Source organism: Salmonirosea aquatica (assembly GCF_009296315.1).
Classification (GTDB): Bacteria; Bacteroidota; Bacteroidia; order Cytophagales; family Spirosomataceae; genus Salmonirosea; species Salmonirosea aquatica.
In genome coordinates this window covers 6,184,431-6,204,352 of the sequence record NZ_WHLY01000002.1, presented here as the reverse complement: position 1 = coordinate 6,204,352, position 19,922 = coordinate 6,184,431, and the positions used below count along the sequence as shown (strand labels likewise).

Below are 19,922 nucleotides of genomic sequence, written 5' to 3'. Positions count from 1 at the left end.
TAACTAGACAATGGGTAAAGTAATTGCAATTGCCAATCAAAAAGGAGGAGTCGGTAAAACCACCACGGCCATCAATCTGGCGGCTAGTTTGGCGGCGCTGGAATTCAGGACATTGATAGTGGACGCTGATCCGCAGGCTAACTCTACTTCGGGGCTGGGTTTCAATCCCAAGGAAATAGAATATAGTATTTACGAATGCATGGTAGAAGGGATCCGTACCCGCGACACCATCATCCAGACTGATTTCCCTAATCTCGATTTGCTGCCTTCCCATATTGATTTGGTTGGGGCCGAAATCGAAATGATTAACATCAAGAATCGGGAAGATCGGATGAAAGACGCCCTCCTTGGTATCCGCGACGATTATGATTTTATCATCATCGACTGCTCACCCTCCCTGGGGCTGATTACAATCAACTGTCTGACCGCAGCCGATTCAGTAATCATTCCGGTGCAGTGTGAGTACTTTGCGCTGGAAGGCCTGGGTAAGCTACTCAATACGATCACGATCATTCAATCCCGGTTGAATACCAATCTATCTATCGAGGGCATTCTGCTGACGATGTATGATCTGCGGTTGCGGTTGTCGAATCAGGTCGTGAACGAAGTTACCACGCATTTCCAGACCATGGTTTTCGACACCATTATTCCCCGGAATGTCCGCCTGAGTGAGTCGCCTAGTTACGGAGTACCGGTGCTGGCCCAGGATGCAGACAGCAAGGGGGCAATCAGCTACCTGAACCTGGCGCGTGAAATATTGACAAAAAATGGATATCTATCTCAGGATCAGCCGGTGGGAATAAGCTAATGGTAGGCTGAGTCTCGTGAATTTAATTTAAATCACAGTGCAGTATGGAAAATACCAATAAGAATAAAAGGATGGTAGGTTTGGGTAGGGGATTAGGGGCGCTTTTACAAGACTCGGATTCGGTAAATTCCAATAAACCCTCCGGACGGACGCCTCCCTATGAGACGATCAGTTCGATGAATGAAATTGACGTCGATTTTATCGAGGCCAATCCTTACCAGCCGCGCTCCAATTTCGACCAGGAGGCATTACAGGAATTAGCCGACTCGATTCGGGTGCAGGGAATTATCCAGCCCATCACGGTACGCCAGATGAGCAAGGATAAGTACCAGCTGATTTCCGGGGAGCGGCGTTTGCAGGCATCCAAGTCCATTGGTATGCAGCGGATTCCGGCCTATATCCGGACGGCCGATGACCAGCAGATGCTGGAAATGGCTCTGATCGAGAACATTCAGCGTGAAAACCTCAACGCCATAGAAATAGCCCTAAGCTACCAGCGCCTGATCCACGAGTGTAATCTGAAGCAGGAGGAACTCGGTGACCGTGTGGGTAAGAACCGCACGACAGTCAATAACTACATCCGGCTCCTGAAGCTACCCCCACTATTCAGGCTGCCCTGCGCGACAACCAGATCAGCATGGGCCACGCCCGTGCCCTGATTACGATTGATGATTTGGAAAGCCAACTGAAAATTTTCCGCAAGATTATGGAAGAAGGCTGGTCGGTGCGCAAAGTAGAAGAAGAAGTGCGTAAACTGTCCATGGTGGTGGATGCCGGTGAAAACAATCGCCGTATCCAGACAATCAAACAGGAAATCAGATCGTTACAATTCCGACTTTCTTCCTACTTTGGATCTAAGGTTTCCATCAAAAGCGATGACAACCATAAGGGTGAAATCAAAATTCCCTTTACTTCACAGGAAGAACTGGACAGGATTCTGGGTACATTAAATTTTGAAAACAAAGGTTGAAAAAGGGGTTGTGGATTGTGATGGTGTTGCTCTGCTTTCGGGCGGGAGCACAGACGGTACCCTCGGAACAGTTGCCGAAGACGGTGGTACCTGCGGTCGTCAAGGATACGGTACGGCCGGTAATTAAGGAAGTGCTGCGGCCGGATAACTTGGCTGCCCTTGAGCAGGATACAATACCTGCTACCATCAGGACGGGGGCTCGTATGCCCGTGCCCAAAAAATCCGCGATATTCTCGTTGATCCTTCCCAGTGCCGGACAAATCTACAACCGTGATTACTGGAAGCTACCCTTTGTCTACGCTGGCTTTGGGGGGCGGGGTATATGATTTATTGGAATACCGTGCGATACCATGATTTTCTGAAACCCTACCTTTCTTCGGTGGACGCCAACGGCAATCCGGTGAATAAAGAAACCTATGAGGTGTACATTCGGACCGATAACGAGTATCGCTCATTGTCGCTTGACCAGGTCAAGCGGGGAAAGACTTTCTATCGTCGCTATCGTGAGTATGGCTTCGTGATTTTGGCGGTAGTATATGCTCTTACGGCGGTGGAGGCCAATGTGGCTGCCCACCTGAAGAATTTCAATGCAAACATGAATGAGGATCTCACGCTGCGCATCGAACCGTCGGCGGAGCGTACCTTCATGGCTCAAACCGCGCCGGGCATTAAACTGGTCATTGGTTTTTGATGCACTTCTTTAACCTAAATGATTGTGAGTCTTAGCGTATCGGAAATTAACTCACTTCAACAGTCATTAATCGCACCGGTGACCCGGTCAGAATTAGTTATATGAACATACTTCTCCTGGGATACGGGAAAATGGGCAAAGCCATTGAGCAGATCGCTTTGGAACGTGGCCATCACATCGCCGGAAAAATCGACATCAACAACCTCAGTGAACTGGAAGTACTGCCCGCCGAATCGGTGGATGTCGCCATTGAATTCAGTGCCCCCGAAGCCGCCTATGCCAACATTAAGCTTTGCCTGGAAAAGGGATGGCCTGTGGTGAGTGGTACTACGGGATGGCTTGATTTCAAAGGAGAAATCGAAGGTCTAACTTCCGAAAAAGGCGGTGCTTTTTTTTATGCTTCCAATTACAGCATTGGGGTCAATCTGTTTTTTCGGCTCAACCGTACCCTGGCCCGCCTGATGAAAAACCAGCCTTATGCAGTGTCCATGAAGGAAATCCACCATATTCATAAAGTAGATGCTCCCAGTGGTACAGCCATAACCCTGGCCGAAGGCGTCCGGTTAGAGAACAGCGAAATCCAGGGATGGAGCCTACTGCCCGAGCAAAAAGAGAACCACGTCCCCATTCTGGCAGAACGGGACGGTGAGGTACCCGGTACCCATATTGTCACATATCAATCGGAAGTGGATACCCTCGAAATATCACATACCGCCCACAGCCGTCAGGGTTTTGCACTGGGTGCTGTGGTTGCCGCCGAATGGTTACGGGGGAAGCAGGGGGTATTCGGCATGGACGATCTGTTGGGAAATACAATTTAATACGAAACTAATTTCGAGTCCGTATCTTTACACCTCCTGAAACATTCATTAACTCATGGCCTTAGAAAAAGAAATTTATAAACCTCGCACTTCGACTCCTGTTAAAAAGAAATCGGCTTTCCGCGAGTGGCTCGATTCCATCGTGTTTGCCGTTGTGGCCGCCACACTCATCCGCTGGCTGTTCATGGAAGCTTTCACTATTCCGACGCCTTCGATGGAGAATAGCCTGCTGGTGGGCGATTTCCTATTTGTCAGTAAACTGCATTATGGTACCCGTACGCCTAAAACCCCGCTTCAGGTACCCCTGACCCACCAGACCATCTGGGGCACCGACATACCTTCCTACCTGGACTGGATCCAGCTGCCCCAGTACCGGCTGCCGGGATTCTCGGAGGTGAAAAGTGGTGATGTGGTCGTATTTAATTATCCCCCCGAATTGCAGCATCCCGTTGATTTGAAAACCAATTACATCAAGCGCTGTATAGGTACCCCTGGCGACAAAGTGGAAATACGCAATGCCCAGGTATTTCTGAACGGAAAACCAATGGAAAATCCGGTCCGGTTAGAGAACGAGTACTTTGTGTCAACTACGACGGCGGTAAATGAGGACAAGGTGTTCCGGGAGAACGATATTTCGGAGTTCAGTACCTATACCGAGACTTACAATGACACCATTCCGACCAATGATGAGTCAGGGTATATTGTATACACCACGGTTGACAAGGCCGCCAAGCTCAAGGAGTACGATTTTGTACGGGATGTACGGCAGGTGGTAGCTCCGGCCGATATCAGCGAACCTTCACTGTATCCTTCATCATCCCTGATCAAATGGAACCGTGACAATTACGGCCCCATTACCGTACCTAAGGAAGGCGTGACCATCCAGCTGACCCCTGAGAACGTGGCCTTTTATGGCAATGTAATCAAGTATTACGAAGGCAATGAAAATGTGGAGGTCAGCGAGGGCAAAGTGACTGTGGATGGAAAAGCCATTGATGGGTACACCTTCAAGCAGGACTATTACTTCATGATGGGTGATAACCGCCATAATTCTGCCGACTCACGTTACTGGGGCTTTGTGCCAAAAGATCATATAGTAGGCAAAGCCGTATTCGTCTGGATGTCAATTGATCCAAATCCTACCAGTTTTTCCAATAAAATCCGTTGGAACCGACTGTTCCGTGTAATAGACTGAATTTTGGGGGAAGCGACTGTAAGCATAGAAGAAAAGATAGCCATACTGGCGCTCATCCGTACGCCCGGGGTAGGGCCGGTCACGATCCGGCAGTTGATCAGCTATTGTTCAGGAGCCGAAAATATTCATCGTTCGGACTTCAAAAAACTGATCAAAATTCCAGGTATCAGCGAAAAAATTGTCCGGAGTATCCAGAAGAAGGAAGGATGGACGGAAGCCGAAAAAGAGTGGGAGCAATGTCAGAAAACGAATATCCATCTCATTTTCTACACGGATGCCACCTACCCCAAGCGTCTCAAATCCCTATATGACTCCCCCGTATTGCTTTACTCGTCGGGTACTACCGATTTTAACGCCGCGCGTTCGGTGGGGATCGTAGGTACCCGGCAAATCAGTGAGTATGGTAAATCAGTCACCGAAACTATCATTCGAGAGTTAGCTCCATATAATCCTTTGCTGGTAAGCGGCCTGGCGTATGGAGTAGACATTACCGCTCACCGGGCTTGCCTCAAAAATGGGGTACCTACCGTAGGCGTAATGGCCAGCGGGCTCGATGTGGTATATCCGGCGGTCCACAAAAAAACCGCCCTGGACATGACTGAGAAGGGAGGCATCGTAACCGAGAATCCGCTGGGTACCAAGCCCGACTTTATGCGATTCCCCGCCCGCAATCGTATCATTGCCGGACTTAGCGACGTGACTATAGTGGTAGAATCGGCCAAGCGGGGCGGTAGCCTCATCACCGTCGAGTATGCACAAAACTATCACCGTGAAGTATACGCCGTACCGGGCAATCTGGGTAGCCCAATGTCAGAAGGCTGCAACCAGTTGATCAAAACCAACAAGGCCTCCCTGTTTTTATCTGTCGATGATATGATGCAGGACCTGCAATGGAAACCCGGATCGGCGGTGGAAACCAAGACCAGGACGGATATTCCCGAAAAGGAGTTGTTTTTCGAGGGATTTACGCAGGATGAAGGGCAGGTACTTGCACTTTTGAAAAAAAGCGGAGATATGCAAATTGACGACATGAGCTGGCAGACTGGCATTCATTTGGGAAAGTTGGCTACCCTGTTGCTGAACCTCGAGTTTCAGGGAATGATTCGTTCCCTACCCGGCAAAAAATACGCGTTGATCTAGCCTATGGTTGACTTCAAAAAGTCTACACTTGAATTGATTCAAATGGGGGAGGGGCTGACCGTCGAGTTCAAGCGAACCATTGATAGTCCTTTCAAGATTGCCAAAACCCTGGCTTCTTTCGCCAATACTTCTGGAGGAATAGTACTCGTGGGGATCGCCGACAACCGTAGTACTGTGGGAATCACATCTGAACTCCGGGAATTGCAAAAACTGGAGCGGGCATGCGGCCAACTAGTCGAAAAGGAATTACTGGTACGTTGTAAAACGATTTCGCTGGGGCTCAAAAATATTCTCAGAATTGAAATTGAAGAAAGCGCCGAAAAGCCTCACTACGCAATTAATGAAAAGGGGGAACGGATCATCTATATCCGTATGAAGGATAAGTCGGTCCCGATTAACCGCCTGCTGCTTCCCGGGGAGGGTGATGCGGCCACGGACCGGCTTCTCAATACCCGACCGGTAAAAAACCTGATTCAGTACCTGAAACAGAACGATGCCATTTCGGATAAGGAATTCTCCAAGCTTATCAATGTATCCGAAAAGCGGGCGACCCGCCTGATGAATGATTTGCTCGAAGCGGGGGTCGTGATGAAGCGGGGAAGTGGCAGGTCCGCCCTGTACAGTTTGAAATTAGTAAAGTAAAAAGGGGAAATCCGGTTTCAGATTTCCCCCTACAGTATTTACAGAAGGCTCAGGATTATTCAATCCCTACCAACTCTAATTCAAAAGTCAGGTCTTGTCCGGCCAGTGGATGATTGGCATCTAAAATCACGTGATCGTCAGCTACTTCTTTAACAACCACGGGTACCACTTGTCCATTTCCTTCCTGGTGCATATTCAATGTGACACCAGGCTCTAACGGAATGTCGGAGGGGATTTGACTGCGATCAAAATTGATTAACAACTCATTATTCACAGGGCCGTAGGCGTCTTCGCTGGGTATCAGGATCGTTTTTTTTTCACCGATCTCCATGCCGGTCACTCCATCGTCGAAACCTTTGATGACCTGCCCGCTACCCAGTTGGAAAGCCAGGGGATCACGGCCGGTGGAGGAGTCAAATAATTGCCCATCGGAAAGGGTACCCTTGTAATGCACTTGTACGGTATCGCCGGATTGTGCCTTTTTCATACTACTGTTTTATTTTGATTGATGATTTAAAGTAGGTAAACAGTCGTTGGCCTTTAAATCGTTCAATGCTAATAGGCGCGGGCGAAAACTACCCGACGGCTGGAGGGTTTTCCTGAATAGATACAGGTACCCTGTTCTTCGACTGCGTCGAGCGGTATACAACGGATCGTGGCCTTGGTTTCTTCTTTGATCTTTTCTTCCGTTTCGGAGGTACCATCCCAGTGCGCATAAATAAATCCTCCCCGGGAGTCCAGAATCTCCTTAAATTCATCGTAGGTGTCGGCCTTGTGCGAGTTAGCCTCACGGTAGGCGAGGGCCTTATCATAAATGGCTTGCTGAATGGTTTCCAATAAAGTCTCTACATGGTCCACGATGTCCTCGTAGGTCCGGGTTTCCTTGGTTTTGGTATCCCGGCGTGCCACCTCTACGGTTCCGTTTTCCAGGTCGCGCATTCCCAGCGCCAGCCGTATGGGTACCCCACGCAGTTCGTATTCGGCAAACTTGTAGCCTGGTTTGTACGCATCGCTATCATCGTACTTAACGCTGATTCCCCTTTTCTTCAAATCCTTTACGAGTAGGGCCACTTTTTCTGAAATCCGGGCCAGCTGGTTTTCGTCACGATAAATGGGCACAATCACTACCTGAATAGGAGCTAGTTTTGGGGGCAAAACCAGACCGCTATCGTCCGAATGCGCCATGATCAGGGCACCCATCAGCCGGGTGCTCGATCCCCAGGAGGTACCCCACACATACTCGAGTTTCCCATCCTTATCCTGAAACTTTACTTCGAATGCTTTGGCAAAATTCTGGCCCAGAAAATGAGAGGTACCTGCCTGTAGCGCCCGATTATCCTGCATCAAAGCTTCGATACAATACGTTTCCACCGCTCCGGCGAAGCGTTCGTTAGGCGTTTTTATACCCCGGAGGACTGGCAGGGCCATCCATTCTTCTACAAAGGTGGCATATACCCCGAGCATCTGTTCGGTTTCGGCCACAGCTTCCGCCGAAGTGGCATGGGCCGTGTGGCCTTCCTGCCACAAGAACTCGGTGGTACGTAGAAAAATCCGGGTCCTCATTTCCCACCGTACCACATTAGCCCACTGATTGATGAGCAAGGGCAGATCACGGTATGACTGAATCCAGTTTTTATACGTACTCCAGATCACTGTTTCGGAGGTAGGTCGCACGATCAGCTCTTCTTCAAGTTTGGCCGCCGGGTCCACCACCACACCTCCGGTTACGGGATCGTTCATAAGGCGATAATGGGTAACGACCGCGCATTCCTTGGCAAAACCTTCCACATGGTCGGCTTCCTTGCTCAAAAAAGATTTTGGAATAAACAAGGGGAAGTAGGCATTGCTGTGACCCGTTTCTTTGAACATATCGTCCAGGGCCCGCTGCATTTTTTCCCAGATCGAAAACCCATAGGGCTTGATCACCATGCATCCCCGGACGGGTGAGTTTTCGGCCAGATCGGCTCGTTTGACCAGTTCATTGTACCATTCGGAGTAGTTTTCGCTACGGGTGGGCAAGGCTTTACTCATAATATGTTTTAATAAATAAATGTATGACGTATTGTCAGTAGAATAGTGTTATTTGGGGTTGCAAATATAGTTTTTTATGCTATATTTGTATTTAAGAAAGTTATATCAACGTTCTAGAATCAAAAGGAATAAATTTTGTATACTTATGTTTGATACTACTAAACCATATTAACCCATCTGTGCCATGAATTCCATGAAAAAATTGACTTCATTAGCGATGGTTGCTGCTTTTGGGATGTGGGGATGCTCTTCCAATCAATATGCCACTAACTCCGGCGAATCTTACGACGATCTGTACGGTTCTTCATCGAGTGTACAGGTGGCCGCCCGAGCTAACACCACTCAACAAGACAACCGTTACGCCAATCCTGATTATCAGGAATCCAATCCCAATGCCCAAAGCGGGCAGAATGCCGACTATTACGACGAGTCATACATGACTTCCAGAAATATGCCGCGGCGTCTCTCCGACGATGTTGGTTATAATGCCGGATTTCGCGAGGGGTACTATGCCGGACAAAGCTCGGGCTTCTTTCCAGGCTACATGAATTATGGGTCCTACTGGCCCATGGCAGGCTCTGCGTTCAGCATGGGTTTCCAGATGGGCATAAGCCGGTCTTTGCGTTTCGGATATAGTCCGTTTAGTTATGGAATGGGTTATAGTCCTTTTGGCTACGGCTCATACGGCTATAGTCCCTGGGGATACTCTGGTTATGATGCTTTCGGATATAGTCCTTATGGCTATGGCTCGTATGGATATAGTCCCTTTGGATATGGAAGTATGGCTTATGGCTATGGTGGATACGGATATAGTCCGTTCGGTTACGGTGGCTTTGGAGGCTACAACCCCTACTACGGTGGTTTTGGGAATCAGCTTATCGTCGTAAACAACAACTACGATCAGGGGCGTGCCTCACGTGGGTATGGACCCCGCTCGGCTACTGCCCGCAGCAATGAGACCTACAACCGCGATTTTACCAATACGGCGCGCACCTCACGCAGCAATGGCGGTCGTGAGGCTTACACGGCACCCCAGAGTGGCTACACCACCCGCGGCGGTAGTGCCACTTCTTCGGATAGCTACTACGCACGCCCCCGGGCTAATAGCAGTGGTACCTACTATAATGGCGACGGGACATCGGCCGGCCGTACCAGTTCAGAAAGCCGTTATTCAGGACGTTCCAACTCTAATTCACAGTACTATTCGACACCGCGTTCAAGTACCAACAGCTCCAGGACTTACCAGAGCAGCCCTACCTACAACCAGAGTCGGGGAAATACTACTAATTCCACCTATCAGGCTCCGAGGCAGTCTTCTTGGGAGAATAGCTCCCGGAGTACTCCTACCCCTTCATACAACAGTAATTCAAGCCGGGGAAGTAGTAGTATGAGTTCTCCCAGCAGTTCATCATCGAGCAGCGGAGCTAGTGCCCCGCGTTCGCGAGGTCCCAGATAATGTACCAGTAAATCGATAAATTTTGAACAAAAAGACCCTGCAAATAATCAATTTTGTAGGGTCTTTCGTTTATTAAGTACCTCAGTTTTCACTATTAGCTATTTAATTCATGAAAATAATTCACATCAGTTTAGTCGCGTCGGGTATCTGTCTGCTGGCTTTGCCATCCCGGGGCCAATACGCCGCGGATGCCTTTCGTTTTTCGGAAATAATCCAGACGGGTACCGCCCGATTCCAGGGCGTAGGAGGAAACCATGCCGCGCTGGGTGGCGATGCCAGTACCATCAGCGGCAACCCCGCCGGGCTGGGGTTCTATAACCGCTCCGAGTTGAGCGTGAGTCCCGCTTTCAGCAATTTGAGTACACAGAGTACCTACCTGGGCCGGGTAACTTCCGACAGTAAAACCAACCCCAATCTGGCTCAGGCGTCACTTGTGATCGCTGGTAGTCCGCAGAACTATAATCGCAAATGGAAACGTACCTCCCTGGGTGTTTCCTTTAGCCGGCAGCAGTCGTTCCAAAATATTTTTTCGTACCAGGGACGTAACAACCGAAGTGCGTACGTGGATGCTGCTGTTGATCAGGCCAACAACCGTAACATTTCGGCAGAAGCATTGGATCAGGAATACGACGTCGATTTTCAGCAAGCTACCTCCCTGGAAGGTGCCTACTATCAACTGTACATGATCAATCCTTCTACCGCAGCGGGACCACCCTATGTTCGGTACGATCGGGACAGCCCTACCGATCAGTTCGGCAGCTTCGAAGCTACGGGTGCCCATACCCAGTGGAATTTTGCTTATGCCGGAAACTATGATGATAAGGTGTACGTGGGGGCTTCAATTGGCTTTAACCGGATCAAGTATAACTATTCAAGCGCACTTGAAGACCAGTACGTAGGCGGAACAGTACTCCGGGGTAGCCGCCATACGGAAGATCTGAATGTGACGGGAAGTGGCGTCAATATTGCCCTGGGTGTCATTTACAAAGCCTCTCCTGAATTGCAATTCGGTTTGGCCGTTACTTCTCCTACGTTTATGGCCATCAAGGAAACCTTCAATGAACTGGTGCAGGCCGACATCATCGGAATTCCCCAAACGGATGCAAATGGAAACCCCGTTTATTTCGTACCTGACGTAACTGAAATAGGGCTTCAGCCTAACGATTTTGAATATACAATCCAGAGCCCACTGCGTGCGTCGGCGGGAGCTACCTATTTTTTTGGTAAAAACGGATTCATTACCGGTACAGCTGAATATATGGGCTACCGGGGTATGCGTGTGAGTACCAGTACCCTCAATGCGAATGATAATTCGGCTTTCAGGAACGACAATAAACGGGAAATCGAAGATACCTACACGAGTGCGGTCAATGCTCGCCTCGGAGGAGAATACCGGGCCGGGGTTTTTCGGGCGCGGGTAGGGTTTGCCTATCTGATCGATCCCTATCGTATCAACCTGGATAATATCGACCGGAGTAAAATGCTATTTTCGGGAGGGGTAGGTTTTCGGAATGATCGCTTTTTTGCCGACGTAACCGGGGTATATAATGCTTATACATCGGCGTATACTCCCTATGTGTTAAATAATCAGGGCGATTATGGTTCAGTCGAAATCCAAAACCGCTCAGTGAATGTGCTGCTCACGTTGGGTACCTTTTTCTAAGAAACTCACATAGAATCAATCCAATGCCGGATCAGGATATAAAAACCAGATCCGGCATTTTTTATAGGTATGATCTGAGAAGTTCAAGAATCAGATTGATTTTGCAAGTTTCGGGCGTTACAGTGAAATCAGCTTGTGTGTAAAAAGGAAGACGAAACCGCAACCGCTCCTCGAGTTCATGTTCGAGCTGAGTTACGCCCGAAAGTAGGGGGCGGTCATCTTTCCCGTGCTGCAAAATCCGGTGGGCGAGTTCGGCAGGAGGGATGTTTAAAAACACGCTGATCCCGGTTGCTTTGATGAACGCCATATTCTCGAAAAAACAAGGTGCTCCGCCACCAGTAGCTACAACCAACCACTGATTAGGCCGGGTTTGGTGCAAAATGCGACTTTCCACCTCCCGGAAGTAGCCTTCCCCCTTTTCCCTAAATATCTCAGGAATTGTCTTTTTCTGGTCCTTTACGATTAATTTATCCAAATCAACGAACCGGTAATTGAGAGCACGGGCCAGTTTTCTGCCCAAAGTTGACTTACCCGAAGAGGGCATTCCCACCAAAAATACGTTCTTCATGCGTTGCCGGGAAAACTAGGGAGTCTTTTGACCAAGCCTTTCCATCACCGTTTCGGCGGTTGGGGTATCGTTGTAGTGCCACTTACCCTTTACGGTTCCGTTGCTCAGTAGCCAGATTCCCGGGTTGGAACGGGAAATCGTTTTCAGTACAGTGGCATCCACGAAAAGGTATGGGACCGACAACTGCTGTGATTTTCTGAAAGCATCGATCTCATCACTGCTGGCCGAGGTTAGTATCATGGGTTCTACATCCTTACCCTTCAAATTACCGACCAGTTTTCTGATTTCAGGAAACGCTGCCGTATTGAGATCCTTCAGGTTTTTGATAATGATAAAAAGCTTATTCCCTTTAAAAGTCGCCTGAGTAAAATCTCCTTCATCGGTCCAGGCTCGGTAGTCCGTTATTTTTGGTTTGGCATTTTCATTCAGAAGTACCATTTCTTTGAATTTCAAGGTAGTATCCGTAGGAAAGGACTCGAATTCCTGCGTTTTTCCATCCTTTTCAAACACGTATTTGTACCGCATTTCCTCCGAAGGTTTCATCTGCTCGGGAATATTGGCACCAACCCGGTAGGGTAGCAAATCCAGAATGGGCAAATGCCGGATGGCATAAAAAGCAACCCCTAGGGAAGCTACCGTAGCTACCGCAACGATCATACCCGTAGGCATGGGTCGGAATTCCTTCCGTTTATACAGGATGAGTACTATCAGTACCAGCAGGAAAAGGTCTTTCCCAAAAGAGGTCCAGGGTTTCAGTTTGATGGCATCGCCGAAGCAGCCACAATCGGTAACCCGGTTAAAATAGGCGGAGTAAAAAGTCAGGAATGTGAAGAAGACAATGATCAGCAATAGCAGCCAGGAGGTGGTTTTGGGCTTGTAGTTGACCAGTAACGCAACCCCCAAAACGACTTCGGCCACACACAACACTACCGAAAAAGCCAGGGCATAGGGTACCAGCATCATGAAGAAGTCATGCAGGGCGGGTACATCCGTGGCAAACACCTCAAAGTACTCTTCCAGTTTTATCTCGGTACCTACGGGATCGTTCAATTTGATCAAGCCCGAAAATATGAAGAGAATTCCAACGATGATTTTAGCAACCTGGGCAACTCGTTTCATGTAAGTGAGGGATGCCGGATCGCCGGCGCGATAGAAAATTGAAAATTACGGCTTCTATTCAAAATCGGACAGTGAACCCTACCAGGTACTATCCGTTTGTCTGCAGGCCATTGGAAGTGATAAGGCAGAACACTGCATAATTAATCATATCCTGATAGCCCGATTTGACTCCTTCGGAAACCAGTGTCTGACCGGCATTGTCTTCAATTTGTTTGATTCTCAGTAGCTTCATGAGGATAATGTCCGTCATGGAACTGACCCGCATGGCACGCCAGGCTTCGCCATAATCGTGATTCTTGTTAAAAAGCAATTCACGGACCTCGTTGATCTGCTGGTCGTACAGATCGGTTATAGTGTCTACGGCCAGTTCGGTGGTACGCCCCTGCAAGGCGATCTGGATCAGTGCCATTACACAGTAGTTAACGATCCCTACGAACTCTTCGGTAATTCCGTCCTGTACTTTTTGGCTGCCTTTCTCCTGAATGGTACGGATGCGCTGGGCTTTGATGAAAATTTGGTCGGTAATGGAAGGGAGTCGCAGAATTCGCCAGGAGGTACCATAATCCTGATTTTTTTTAGTGAATAGTTCCCGGCAATGATCGATGACGGCCTGGTATTCAGCCTCGGTGGTTTTCACGAAACGACGATTGGATTAATGCTTTACGTATATCTGATAGACAAAGGTAAGTATCAAGACCTACCTTGCCTTTGCCAAAGATAGCGACAAAGTCTAGAATTGGAAAAGATGGGTCTTATAGACTGGCCAAACAGGCGCTAGAATGCTTCCTAGTTGGACGGGAGTGGACATGGGACCAGATGGGTGACGTTTGATCGGGTAATTCTTCCGTTTCAGTCTGGATTTTAACCAGGTTTGCAGGGTTTTCCATTGCTGAATATTGGCAAAATATATAGTTTTACTACGATTCATTTCTCTCCCAATCCTTCCCCAAGCATGAACGTATTGATCATTGAAGACGAAGCATTAGCAGTTCGAAAGCTTACCCGCCTGCTGCAGGAGGTGGACCCTACCCTTAGTATCGTAGGTACCACCCCCAGTGTGAGGGCTTCGGTAAAATGGCTCGAGGACAACGCGCCGGGTCAACCCGGCGCTCCGGACCTGATACTGATGGATATTGAGCTGGCGGATGGGCAGAGCTTCGAAATATTCGAGCAGACCACCGTTACAGCCCCGGTGATTTTTACGACTTCATACGATGAGTATGCCCTACGTGCTTTCAAGGTGAATAGCATTGATTACCTACTGAAGCCCATCAAACGATACGAACTGGAAGCCAGCCTGGAAAAATACCGGAAACTCAACAAAGAGTCTGCTCCTACGGTGGCCATTGATGCCCTGGTGCAGCAGTTACGTCAGCAGGTGGCCCCCGCCGACTATCGCCGCCGGTTTCTGGTGCGGCACCTTTCACAGTGGGTACCTGTAGAAGTAGGCGACATCGCCTATTTTACCTCTGAGACGGGTGTGAGCCTGTTCCGTACCCGTTCCAATCAGAAGTTTTCGCTCGATTATACCCTCGACGAACTCGAGGCCATGCTTGATCCCGGACAATTTTTCCGGGCCAATCGGCAGTATATCGTCAGCGTTGCATCAGTCCAGCAGATTCACCCTTATTTTAACAACAAACTAAAACTCACCCTTAAGCCCGCCACCGACGACGAAGTGCTGGTCAGCCGCGAGCGCGCCACGGACTTTAAGAAATGGATGGGGAAATAGGGGTACCTAGTTCGTGGCTTCCACGGTGGTTTTGCTGATAAGGGGTACACTGACCAGGAACCACTCCGGCTGTTCTTCGATCAGCAGCTCCCCCTCGTTGAGCAGGGCGTAGCGCATGGTTAGGTTGGTTAGCCCGCCCCCGGTCGTTTCGACGCGGAGGGATCTGCGTTGGAGCGTATTGGCCACACCAAGCCTTCGTTCGGGGGTGGTGAAAATCCGAATGTGCAGAGGTTGCTCGGGCAGCGTTACATTGTAGCGCACGGCATTCTCCACCAGAATCTGGAGCGTCAGTGGCGCAACCGCCAGCGATTCGTAGGCATGATCAATGTCCAGTTCGAGGCGTATTCCCTGTTGATAGCGGGCTTGGAGCAAATGGCCGTAGGAGTGGATGAAGGTCACTTCCTCTCCCAGAGTGACCAGGTACCTTTCACTCGCCTGTAAAAGGTACCTGAAGACCGAGGTAAGCTCTTCCAGAAAAGCATCGGCATGGTGCGGATTTTCGCCTATGAGTGAGGAGAGCGAATTAAGGCTGTTGAATAGAAAATGGGGGTTGACCTGGTGCTGTAAGGAAGACAGCTGACTTTGCAGCGACGTCTTCTCCAGGGCATTGGTTTCTACCGTTTCGCGATGCCATTGCCGCAGAATGTACCATACCTCATATACTGTGAAGTAGATGAAGTGGTAAAAAAGTTGAATTCCTATGGTTCGGCTTAGTTCAATTGTATTGTTGAAGTACAGAAACTTGCCATCAATCAAAAAACGGGCGGCATGGCGCATCACCCAGGCAAAATTGGCCAGCACGGGCAATACAGCCAGCAGCCACAGCAGACGGCGTGGGGAATTGGCCAGGCCGGGATAATTTTTCTGAATCCGCAGTACCACCCACCGGGCAATTTGCCAGGAAACCAATCCGGCAATCAGCGCAATGGTATCGTTGATCAGGATCGTTTTGAAAGGAAGTTGAAAGTACCAGTCGAGCCGGAAAAATACACCAACGAACACAAAAAGCCCCAGCGGGCCAAGCAAACGGAGTCGGGTATCGTTGGGTGGGGCCTTCATATGCCGGGATAGGTTTGTGATTCAAAAGCCAATAAAGGAAGCGTAACCACAAAATAGCCATCTTCCTCCCGGACTGAGATAGACTGGCTACTGAGTAATGTGTACTTGGCGGAAATATTGGCCAGGCCTACCCGGTTGGATTGAAGGGTTGAGTTTTTTCGGTTAAGATTGTTCCGCACCTCCAGGTATTGCCCCCGTGCCTCAATGAGGACCATTAGGGGTTGCTCGGGCAGGACGGCATTATGTTTCACGGCGTTTTCAACAAGCAACTGCAATGTCAGCGGGGGGATTTTGGCCTCCAGCTGTTCGGCTTCTACCAAAATCCGCAAATCGATACCAGGGCCATAGCGGGTTTTGAGCAGTTGGAAATAGGATTGAATAAACTGTAATTCCCGCCTCAAAGTAGTTAGGGGCTGCTCGTTGGCCCGAAGCAGGTACCTATACACATTGCTGATTTCGTCCACAAAAGCCTCGGCCTGCCGTGGGTTATCATGGATCAGCATGGAGAGTGAGTTGAGGCTATTGAATAGAAAATGGGGGTTAATCTGGCTTTTCAGGGTTTCGAGCTGATGCTGTAGCTTGTTTTTCTTGAGCCACTCATTGTGTTCATAGCTTCGCTGCCATTCCTGTAACACGTACCCACCTTCATAAATAGTATAGTAAATGCCGTGGTAGAAAATCTGTATTCCCAGCGCGTAGGTATAGGCCGAAACGGACACCCAGATGTAGGATGCATCGTTGAATCCAATATGTAAAAACTGGCGCAGCAGCCAGGCAATGTTGACCAGGAGGGGTAGCAATAGTCCCATCCAGAGTAAGCGGCGGCGGGTGTTCGTCAGACCAGGGAAGCGTATCTGAAGCCGCTGTACGACCCAGCGGGTCAAATTCCAACACAGGTAGCCCGCCGTCAGGCCAATGATGTCGGAGCGGATTAATTCGCCAGTCGGCAATTCGAAATACCAGTTCAGTCGAAAAAACAGGGTACCTATTAGAAACAGTAGGATCGGGCCCGCCAGACGGATTTTCTGTTCGATGGAAAGTGTCATGCGCAAAAGAGTTTATTTGGCCCCATATTTCTTCAAAAATACGAGTTAATTACTCGCATCTATCAACGGCAGGGTTACCTCAAACTGGCCGTTTGCCTCCCGGATGGTAGGGGTAGGCTGGCTCAGAACCCGGTACTTGGTCAGGATATTGCTCAACCCCACGCCATTCGAAGCCACCCTTACATTCTTACGCTGTATATTATTCTGGATAAGAAGATTACCGGCCTGATCGGTACGGATATCTATCACGAGTGGCTGGTCGGGTAACACGATATTGTGCTTAAAAGCATTTTCGACCAGCAATTGCAGGGTTAGCGTGGGTAGCTTGTAGGTCCGGTAACGGTCGTCGATGACCAGATTCAACTGCAGGCCGTCGCCCAGGCGGGTTTTCAACAAATGATAGTACGATTGGATGAAACCCAGCTCCTTCTCCAAATCAATCAGGTGGTGTTCGTTTGAGCGGAGCAGGTAGCGGTAGACGGTACTGAGTTCTTCCAGAAAAACCCGCGCCCGGGGCGGGTCATCCTCAATGAGGGAGTCCAGGGCATTTAGACTATTGAACAGAAAATGGGGGTTAACCTGCTGCTTGAGCGCATCAAGTTGACTTTGCAGATTGGCCGCGCGAAGCATTTCACGTTCCTGCTCGGCCAGCCGGAGTTGTTTTTCCCGGATGATGGAATCATGGATGAAAAAGACGATTTCGTACATGACCTGAAAAAAAAGGAAGTTAACGACCGCCAGCACTATATCAAATCCATACAAGCCCAAAGAAAGCTTATGGTTGTTGACGGTAATACTGGCCATGTCATGGTAAATGCGGAAATCGGTCAGCGAGCCGTAGGTAATCAAATGCTGGAGGGCCCACGACAGCCAGATGATTACTGTGTTAATGAAGCTACTCGCAAGAAACGTTAACGATAGCCGCTTTATGAACTGGGATTTCCGCGGGTAACGCTTCCGAAAATAAATGAGGAGGTACCGCATCACATGCCAAATCGCTGTGATTGTACCGAGGGTGACCATGATTTTGAACAGCATCCGGGGGCTGTACGGCCGCTGGTAGTAGTCGTTCACGGAAATACTGATCGCCAGCAGGGTGGAAATACCGATGATACGGAGCCAGGTATCGTTAAGACGGTTCAAGGTACAGGCCAGGTTGAGAAAAGAGTGCCGGAAAAACCAGCCTAAAGTTTATTACTATTTCCGGCATGTCTAAACTCCCTGCCCAACAAAACGGAAATTATATCCCATGAAGCGGTACTTTCTGGAAATGACCCGTCATTCACTCACTTCAATATTTAGTTTGTAGCGCCCCTCAGCACCGGGGTAGGCAGGATCAAAGCTGGCCGTCACACTACTACGGTATTCCTGACCGCTGTTTCGTACTCTTACCTGAAGGGGCTGCCCACCTAGCTTGGCCGACACGGTGTATTTGCCCAGGGGTACGTCCTCAAGGTACCCCTGGCTTAGTTTGCCGGCAATCGTTTTACCCGTTGTGCCATCCAGCAAAGTACCCACGGGTTGAAGAGTCAGCGTGATCTGTTCGCCAGGAAGACCCCAGGTGAATACCTCCACCTGGCCGCCATAGTATCCGTCGTTGCCAAACTGACCGGTTCGTTCTCCCGCGATTTTCAAGCTCAGGTTTCGAATCGCTCCCTCCGTTCCGGCAAAGGCGGCATCAGAATCGGGATGGAGATCCAATACATACTTTTTATTGTCGAACAGTATTGGCACCGTTCCCCGTACATACCACGAACCGGGCGTGAGGGCCAGCTTATACTGTCCGTTTCCGTCGGTTTGCCCCAGAATATTGTGGTTATAAAATTGCGTGTTATTGATTACAATGTTTGCGTTGGGCAGAGGTTTGCCTGCGGCATCGGTCGCACGGCCCGAAACCGTACCCTTCTGCGAAGAATCTGGGTCAATACCATCGTGACTGGGAACGGTACAAGCCAGTAGAGACAGTAAAAGCAGTGGCAATGTACTGCCATTCAGATGTTTAGATTTCATGACTACATTTGTTTTTGGGGGTACCTTGACATATTTCACTTAGTTCAATTCGCTGAGCCAGCCGCGGGCCAGGTCACGGGCTATCAACACGGGTTCGCGACCCAACCGGTAGAGTTGCTTCCACTCTGCCGACTGAAGGCGGTAATCAGCCCGCACAAACTCGGTTTTGTGGCCTTGTAGTATAGTTTCTGCATTAAAGTCTACGGATTCAGCCAGCGTGATAAATGCTGAAAGCCTTTTTTTTATGGCCAGGTTAGGGTCAGCATTGGCTCGGTACATCGCCAGGCGGTGTTGGTAGTCCTCCACTTTTTCCCGGACCTGTACCCGGCGTTCTTCCTCGGCTTCCCTACCTTGCCCCATTTGTTGAGTCAGCGAACGTTTCATGAAAGCGAGGTAGCGGGTTTTGAACTCGGAAGGATTGGCCGTAGCGAGCGGCTGAATGTCCCTCAGTACCAGGATGTCGCGCGTCAGAGCCGCTTTAGTCGGAGCATCCGCCTCACGCATTTGCTGCTGAATGGTCGCCATTTGCTGGGGAAGCATGAGCGACAGCATTTGGGGAGTCATGGTGGAAAATGTTGCCAAGACCTGGGCCAATTGCGCTTCCTGGGCGACTCTGAGCTCATCGGAAGATACCTCTACGGGCGGCATATTTCCCGCGTCGACGTGATACTTACTTCTCATCCAACGATCATAGCGGGTACGGAAGTCATCAGATTGCACGTAAGCCCTGGACACGGTGTACAGGGCCCGAACCGAAGCTACCCGCATACTGGCCGATAATTGCCGGGCGATCTTCCGGCTTTCGGAGGGTAGGCCCAGAACGGGACGCTCAGCGGTCAGTTGATTAAAAACCTGTTCGCCCACTTGTTCTGAACTGAGCTTGAGATCGGTGAGTACATCACCCGGACGGAAGGCGAGCGCACAGGCAAGTAGAGTTACGAGAATAATTTTACCAAATACATTTTTCATGG

The 19,922-nt window shown here is 49.5% G+C and carries 18 protein-coding genes and 2 pseudogenes; 10 read left to right on the top strand and 10 right to left on the bottom strand.

Annotated features, from left to right (window positions below; genetic code table 11):
- The first annotated feature begins 10 nt into the window (after positions 1-10).
- From GBK04_RS27000 to GBK04_RS26965, 7 genes and pseudogenes are all read left to right on the top strand, one after another.
- The gene (locus tag GBK04_RS27000; protein ID WP_152765158.1) at positions 11-808 is read left to right on the top strand and encodes a ParA family protein; all 798 of its coding nucleotides are present in this window, start codon (positions 11-13) and stop codon (positions 806-808) included.
- A gap of 44 nt (positions 809-852) precedes the next feature.
- A pseudogene (locus GBK04_RS26995) lies at positions 853-1,778 on the top strand (ParB/RepB/Spo0J family partition protein).
- A gap of 20 nt (positions 1,779-1,798) precedes the next feature.
- Positions 1,799-2,469 (top strand): annotated as a pseudogene (locus GBK04_RS31210) (DUF5683 domain-containing protein).
- 101 nt (positions 2,470-2,570) lie between these two features.
- Positions 2,571-3,290, top strand: a complete 720-nt coding sequence (dapB, locus tag GBK04_RS26980) for a 4-hydroxy-tetrahydrodipicolinate reductase (protein WP_152765152.1) — start codon at positions 2,571-2,573, stop codon at positions 3,288-3,290.
- A gap of 55 nt (positions 3,291-3,345) precedes the next feature.
- A complete protein-coding gene (lepB, locus tag GBK04_RS26975; protein ID WP_152765150.1) occupies positions 3,346-4,485 on the top strand; it encodes a signal peptidase I in 1,140 nt (379 codons plus the stop codon).
- Between the two features lie 3 nt (positions 4,486-4,488).
- Positions 4,489-5,625 (top strand): DNA-processing protein DprA, encoded by a 1,137-nt coding sequence (gene dprA, locus GBK04_RS26970; protein ID WP_373331391.1) that lies wholly within the window; start codon positions 4,489-4,491, stop codon positions 5,623-5,625.
- 3 nt (positions 5,626-5,628) lie between these two features.
- Positions 5,629-6,267, top strand: a complete 639-nt coding sequence (locus GBK04_RS26965; RefSeq protein ID WP_152765148.1) for an AlbA family DNA-binding domain-containing protein — start codon at positions 5,629-5,631, stop codon at positions 6,265-6,267.
- A gap of 55 nt (positions 6,268-6,322) precedes the next feature.
- Here GBK04_RS26965 and GBK04_RS26960 read toward each other — a convergent pair whose 3' ends face one another.
- Both GBK04_RS26960 and proS read right to left on the bottom strand, forming a co-directional pair.
- Complete coding sequence (locus GBK04_RS26960) at positions 6,323-6,754, bottom strand: FKBP-type peptidyl-prolyl cis-trans isomerase (RefSeq protein ID WP_152765146.1); 432 nt, start codon at positions 6,752-6,754, stop codon at positions 6,323-6,325.
- A 68-nt stretch (positions 6,755-6,822) separates the two neighbouring features.
- A complete protein-coding gene (proS, locus tag GBK04_RS26955) occupies positions 6,823-8,298 on the bottom strand; it encodes a proline--tRNA ligase (protein WP_152765144.1) in 1,476 nt (491 codons plus the stop codon).
- A gap of 184 nt (positions 8,299-8,482) precedes the next feature.
- On the opposite strand from proS, the gene GBK04_RS26950 reads away from it, so the two are divergent.
- Both GBK04_RS26950 and GBK04_RS26945 read left to right on the top strand, forming a co-directional pair.
- A complete protein-coding gene (locus tag GBK04_RS26950) occupies positions 8,483-9,754 on the top strand; it encodes a hypothetical protein (protein ID WP_152765142.1) in 1,272 nt (423 codons plus the stop codon).
- Between the two features lie 109 nt (positions 9,755-9,863).
- The gene (locus GBK04_RS26945) at positions 9,864-11,417 is read left to right on the top strand and encodes a hypothetical protein (protein WP_152765140.1); all 1,554 of its coding nucleotides are present in this window, start codon (positions 9,864-9,866) and stop codon (positions 11,415-11,417) included.
- Positions 11,418-11,478: 61 nt separating this feature from the next.
- Here the strand turns inward: GBK04_RS26945 and GBK04_RS26940 are convergent, their stop codons facing one another.
- The 3 genes from GBK04_RS26940 to GBK04_RS26930 form a co-directional block, all read right to left on the bottom strand.
- Positions 11,479-11,985, bottom strand: a complete 507-nt coding sequence (locus tag GBK04_RS26940; RefSeq protein WP_152765138.1) for a shikimate kinase — start codon at positions 11,983-11,985, stop codon at positions 11,479-11,481.
- Between the two features lie 15 nt (positions 11,986-12,000).
- The gene (locus GBK04_RS26935; RefSeq protein WP_152765136.1) at positions 12,001-13,104 is read right to left on the bottom strand and encodes a BT_3928 family protein; all 1,104 of its coding nucleotides are present in this window, start codon (positions 13,102-13,104) and stop codon (positions 12,001-12,003) included.
- A gap of 88 nt (positions 13,105-13,192) precedes the next feature.
- Complete coding sequence (locus GBK04_RS26930; RefSeq protein ID WP_373331390.1) at positions 13,193-13,741, bottom strand: DUF1599 domain-containing protein; 549 nt, start codon at positions 13,739-13,741, stop codon at positions 13,193-13,195.
- Between the two features lie 315 nt (positions 13,742-14,056).
- On the opposite strand from GBK04_RS26930, the gene GBK04_RS26925 reads away from it, so the two are divergent.
- The gene (locus GBK04_RS26925; RefSeq protein ID WP_152765134.1) at positions 14,057-14,836 is read left to right on the top strand and encodes a LytR/AlgR family response regulator transcription factor; all 780 of its coding nucleotides are present in this window, start codon (positions 14,057-14,059) and stop codon (positions 14,834-14,836) included.
- A 6-nt stretch (positions 14,837-14,842) separates the two neighbouring features.
- Here GBK04_RS26925 and GBK04_RS26920 read toward each other — a convergent pair whose 3' ends face one another.
- The 5 genes from GBK04_RS26920 to GBK04_RS26900 form a co-directional block, all read right to left on the bottom strand.
- Positions 14,843-15,895 carry a sensor histidine kinase gene (locus tag GBK04_RS26920; RefSeq protein WP_152765132.1) on the bottom strand — a complete coding sequence of 351 codons (1,053 nt, stop codon included), beginning with the start codon at positions 15,893-15,895 and terminating at the stop codon, positions 14,843-14,845.
- Positions 15,892-16,941: a sensor histidine kinase gene (locus GBK04_RS26915; protein WP_152765130.1), complete on the bottom strand. Its 1,050-nt coding sequence runs from the start codon at positions 16,939-16,941 to the stop codon at positions 15,892-15,894. Before GBK04_RS26915 ends, GBK04_RS26920 begins: the two co-directional genes overlap by 4 nt.
- Before the next feature lie 45 nt (positions 16,942-16,986).
- Complete coding sequence (locus tag GBK04_RS26910; protein WP_152765128.1) at positions 16,987-18,084, bottom strand: sensor histidine kinase; 1,098 nt, start codon at positions 18,082-18,084, stop codon at positions 16,987-16,989.
- 135 nt (positions 18,085-18,219) lie between these two features.
- Positions 18,220-18,951, bottom strand: coding sequence for a carboxypeptidase-like regulatory domain-containing protein (locus GBK04_RS26905; protein WP_152765126.1), 732 nt, complete (start codon positions 18,949-18,951; stop codon positions 18,220-18,222).
- 39 nt (positions 18,952-18,990) lie between these two features.
- Positions 18,991-19,920, bottom strand: coding sequence for a hypothetical protein (locus GBK04_RS26900; protein ID WP_152765124.1), 930 nt, complete (start codon positions 19,918-19,920; stop codon positions 18,991-18,993).
- Positions 19,921-19,922 lie beyond the last annotated feature (2 nt).